This is a genomic window from Terriglobales bacterium (assembly GCA_035624475.1).
Taxonomy (GTDB): domain Bacteria; phylum Acidobacteriota; class Terriglobia; order Terriglobales; family Acidobacteriaceae; genus DASPRL01.
Genome location: DASPRL010000145.1, coordinates 1 through 4,210, shown reverse-complemented (window position 1 = coordinate 4,210; position 4,210 = coordinate 1). Strand labels below are relative to the sequence as shown.

Sequence of the window (4,210 nt, the reverse complement as noted above, 5' to 3'; positions counted from 1 at the left end):
CAGGACGACCTGCAGCGCTACAAGCGGCTGGTGGACAAGCAGGACGTGTCGGCGCAGGCCTACGACCAGGCGCTGGCCAGCGCCAAAGCCAGCACGGCCTCGGTCGCCGCCGCCAAAGCCAACGAGGTAGCAGCGGAACAGGCGGTGCAGCAGGCAAAGAGCCGTCTCGCCCAGTCGGAGGCGAGCCACCAGTATGCCGAGACTGGGCCGCAACAGCTTTCGTCGACCCGGGCGCGCGCGCGCGCCGCGGTCGCCGACGTGCTCCAGAAGCGCGCCGCCCTCGAGCAGGCGCAGTTGAATCTCCAGTACACCAAGATCGTGGCGCCGGTGAGTGGCGAGGTGAACAAGACCGTGGTCGTCGGCATGAATGTGCAGCCCGGGCAGCAGTTGCTCACCGTAGTCCCGCTCGATGAGGTGTGGATCACAGCGAATTTCAAGGAGACCCAGTTGGCGCACATGCGGGTAGGACAGAAGGCGGAGATCCATGCCGATTCCAGCGGCCGCACCTTCCGAGGGCACGTGGACAGCATCGCCGGCGCCACCGGCCCCACCTTCAGCTTGTTCCCCCCGGAGAACGCCACCGGCAACTACGTGAAGATCGTCCAGAGGATCCCGGTGAAGATCGTCCTCGAACCGGGCGAGAACCGGGACCGCCAACTTCGCCCGGGCATGAACGTGGTGCCGGATGTGTTCCTGAAATGAGTTCCGCCACCCTCACCCTCGATCAGGACCTCTCGCGGCCGGCGGTCAACCCCTGGCTGATCGCGGTGGTAGTCGCGATGGCGGCCTTCATGGAGGTGCTCGATACCAGCATCGCCAACGTGGCCCTGCCCTACATCGCGGGTGACCTGGCCGCCAGTAACGACCAGAGCACGTGGGTACTGACTTCCTACCTGGTGTCGAACGCCATCGTTCTGCCCATCAGCGGATGGCTGGCGGGCGCGCTGGGCCGGAAGCGCTTCTTCATGGGCTGCCTGGTCGTGTTCACCATCAGTTCCCTGCTCTGCGGGCTGGCGCCCAGCCTGGGTCTGCTGCTCTTGTTCCGCGTCCTGCAGGGCGCCGGGGGAGGCGGCCTGCAGCCCATGGCCCAGGCCATCCTGGCCGACACCTTTCCCCCGCACCAGCGCGGCCTCGCCTTCGCCCTCTATGGCATCACTGCCGTCATGGCGCCGACCATCGGTCCTACTCTGGGTGGTTGGATCACCTTCAACTACTCCTGGCGCTGGATTTTCTTCATCAATCTGCCGGTCGGGGTGGTAACCCTGTTCCTGGTCTATCGCCTGGTCCAGGACCCGCCCTACCTGAGCCGCTTGAGGCGAGCCGGGGTCAAGCTGGACTACGTGGGCATCGCGCTGCTGGCGCTGGGGATCGGAGCGCTGCAGATCCTGCTCGACAAGGGCCAGGAGGACGACTGGTTCGGATCGCACTTCATCCTGACCCTGGCCGTGGTGGCAGCCGTCTGCCTGGTCTCGCTGGTGGTTTGGGAGTGGCGCCACCCGGCCCCGATCGTCGATGTCAAACTGTTCAAGAGCTTCAACTTCGCCAGCGCCAACCTGATGTTCTTCATGCTGGGAGTCCTGCTGTTCTCCAGCCTGGTCATGATGCCCCTGTTCCTCCAGACCCTGCTGGGCTATACCGCGCAGATAGCCGGCTTTGCCCTCTCCGCGGGAGGACTGGTTTTGCTCATCGAGATGCCCCTCATGGGGCAACTGACCACCAAGGTCCAGGCGCGATACCTGATCGCCCTGGGCTGGCTCTTCCTGGCGCTGGGCATGCTCTATTCCACGCAGCAGATCGACCTGCTGATCAGCTTCCGTGCGGCCCTGCGGCTGCGAGTCGTCCAGGTCATCGGCATCGGCTTCCTGTTCGTGCCCATCACGCTGGTGGCTTACATCGGGGTTCCCGCCGACAAGAACAACGCCGTCGCCGGCATCGTCAATTTCATGCGCAACATGGGAAGCAGCGTGGGCACCTCGCTGGTCACCACCATGCTGGCCCGGCGCTCGCAATATCACCAGGAGATCCTGGTCGGCCATCTCATCCCCGGAAGCCCGGCCTTCCAGGGTGCGACCGGCGGTCTGGCGCATCTGCTGGCTCACTCCCCCGCAGGCCCGCCCGGTGGGACCGTGCTAGCCTATGCCAGAATCTATCGGGGTCTGCAAGTGCAAGCCGCCAGCCTGGCGTACATCGACACCTTCAAGGTCCTGGCGGTGATTGCTGGCATCATGTTCTTCCTGGCTTTCATCTTGAAGAAGAATTCCCCGGGCGGCGGAGGCGAAGTGGCGGTCGGCTAGGGACCATGATCAAGATCGTGACCATCGACCGGGAGTACGGCTGCGGCGGCGCCGAGATTGCGGAGCAGCTCGCCCAGCATCTGGGCTGGAGGCTCTGGGATCATCGGCTGACCGAGGAGATCGCCCGCCTGGGGGATTGTCCGGAGAGGGTGGTCGAGCAGAGAGAGGAGCGCAGGGACCCCGTCTATTACCGTCTCTTCAAGTCGTTCCTGCGCGGCAGCTATGAGGGCAGCCTCAACGCCCACAAGCTGAACGTGGTCGACAGCGAGAGCATCTTGAAGCTGGCGGAGCAGATCGTCCGGCACGCCGCCAAGAGGGGGAACTGCGTCATCGTCGGCAGGGGATCGCAGTACTTCCTCCGGGACCGGGACGACACCCTGCGGATCTTTCTCTACGCGCCCCGGGAGGACAAAGTGAGGCGTCTGCGCGCGCGCGGCAGAACCGAGGAGGAAGCAGAGGAACTGGTCGACACCGTCGATCAGGAGCGCGCCGACTTCATCGCCAAGTACTTCCACGCGGAGTGGCCGAACCGCTCGCTCTATCACGCCATGATCAATACCGCGCCGGGCGACGCGGCGGTCATGGAGGCGATCTTAAATCTCATGAAGACCTTTGCATCTGTCCATGCCAGAGCCTAGGCATCTCGTCGATGGTGGGGCGCTGCCCGACAGTGAGCGCCAGGCGCGCAGCAAGGTGGTCCAGATGGCCCTCCGGGCCTAAATGGACTGCAGATGGACTGCGGGGCTCTCTAAGTCACTGAAAACTGGCGGAGAGAGTGGGATTCGAACCCACGATACGGTTTCCCGTATACACGCTTTCCAAGCGTGCGCCTTCAGCCACTCGGCCATCTCTCCGCTTGGGGACACTGCTGGAAGGCGGACTCTATTGTAGCGTACTGACCCGGCCGGGGACCGGCCGCGGACAGATGAAACGGCCGGAAGCGGAGCTTCCGGCCGTCTCAGTTGCGGCGGGGCGCGCCGCTACTCTTTGCCTTCGTGCATCTGCTGGGCGAGGTAGTTCTCGATGCCCATCTCCGAGATGGCGTGGATCTGGGCCTCCAGGTAGTCGATGTGCTCTTCCTCGTCGACCAGGATCTTCTCCAGCAGCTCGCGGGAGCCGTTGTCGCCGGCCGCGACGCACGCGGCGATGCCGGCGTTCAGCCGCTTCACCGCTTCGTACTCCACCTGCAGGTCGTTCTTGAACTGCTGCTCCACGTTCTGCCCGATGTTGATCTTGAAGTAGTCGCTCATGTTGGGCGAGCCGTCGAGCAGCAGCATGCGCTCCAGCAGCTTCTCGGCGTGGCCCATCTCCTCGATGGACTCCTTGCGGGTGTGCGCGGCCAGGCGGTGGTAGCCCCAGTTCTCGCACATCTCGGCGTGCAGGAAGTACTGGTTGATGGCGGTGAGTTCCGCCTTGAGCACCTCTTGCAGGACGGCCAGGACCTTGCGATCGCCTTTCACGGGTCCCTCCGGTAGATGAGATGACAGCGTGATTAGCTTATCAGAGACGAGGCGGCTTAGGCGCGCGGGGCGCACTCGCGCGCCAGGTTGGCGAAGACCTCGCTGATGTTCTTGCGGGCGGCGGCGTCGATCAGGCGCTCGCCCACCGAGGCCAGCATGCCCCCGATCTTCACCTCGCCCGAATAACGCACCACGGTCTCCCCGCCCGCGTCTTCCAGCACGACCTTTCCCTTCCCTTCCACGAAGCCCATGGGCGCCTTGGTGTGCGAGGTCAGGGTGTAGGACTTCTCTGGGACGATGTCGGCGATGGTCATGTCACCGCTGAAGGTTCCCTTGATGGGACCCACGCCCGCCTTGATGGTGGCGCGGTAGGCGTTGGGGCTGATGGCCTCCAGCTTCTGGCAGCCGGGGATGGAGCGCTGCAGCGCGCCCGGGTCCATGAGCACGCGCCAGACG

5 protein-coding genes and 1 tRNA gene are annotated in these 4,210 nt (G+C 64.5%); 3 read left to right on the top strand and 3 right to left on the bottom strand.

Translation table 11 applies throughout. From position 1 onward, the window contains the following. The 3 genes from VEG08_06165 to VEG08_06155 all read left to right on the top strand — a co-directional run. The coding region (locus VEG08_06165) for an HlyD family secretion protein (GenBank protein ID HXZ27569.1) at positions 1-702 on the top strand (702 nt) is incomplete at its 5' end. Continuing rightward, positions 699-2,294, top strand: a complete 1,596-nt coding sequence (locus VEG08_06160) for a DHA2 family efflux MFS transporter permease subunit (protein ID HXZ27568.1) — start codon at positions 699-701, stop codon at positions 2,292-2,294. The genes VEG08_06165 and VEG08_06160, both read left to right, overlap by 4 nt. A 5-nt stretch (positions 2,295-2,299) precedes the next feature. Next, on the top strand, positions 2,300-2,932 hold the full coding sequence (locus tag VEG08_06155; GenBank protein HXZ27567.1) for a cytidylate kinase-like family protein: 633 nt from the start codon (positions 2,300-2,302) through the stop codon (positions 2,930-2,932). A gap of 126 nt (positions 2,933-3,058) precedes the next feature. Here the strand turns inward: VEG08_06155 and VEG08_06150 are convergent. The 3 genes from VEG08_06150 to VEG08_06140 form a co-directional block, all read right to left on the bottom strand. Continuing rightward, positions 3,059-3,148, bottom strand: a tRNA-Ser gene (locus VEG08_06150). A gap of 126 nt (positions 3,149-3,274) precedes the next feature. After that, positions 3,275-3,754, bottom strand: coding sequence for a bacterioferritin (bfr, locus tag VEG08_06145; protein ID HXZ27566.1), 480 nt, complete (start codon positions 3,752-3,754; stop codon positions 3,275-3,277). A 56-nt stretch (positions 3,755-3,810) separates the two neighbouring features. Continuing rightward, positions 3,811-4,210: carbon monoxide dehydrogenase subunit G (locus VEG08_06140; GenBank protein HXZ27565.1), on the bottom strand; the 400-nt coding region annotated here is incomplete at its 5' end.

What these genes read in the sequence shown, in the direction of transcription:
- VEG08_06160 (HXZ27568.1), top strand. Translation starts at nt 699, where the DNA reads ATGAGTTCCGCCACCCTCACCCTCGATCAGGACCTCTCGCGGCCGGCG.
- VEG08_06155 (HXZ27567.1), top strand. Translation starts at nt 2,300, where the DNA reads ATGATCAAGATCGTGACCATCGACCGGGAGTACGGCTGCGGCGGCGCC.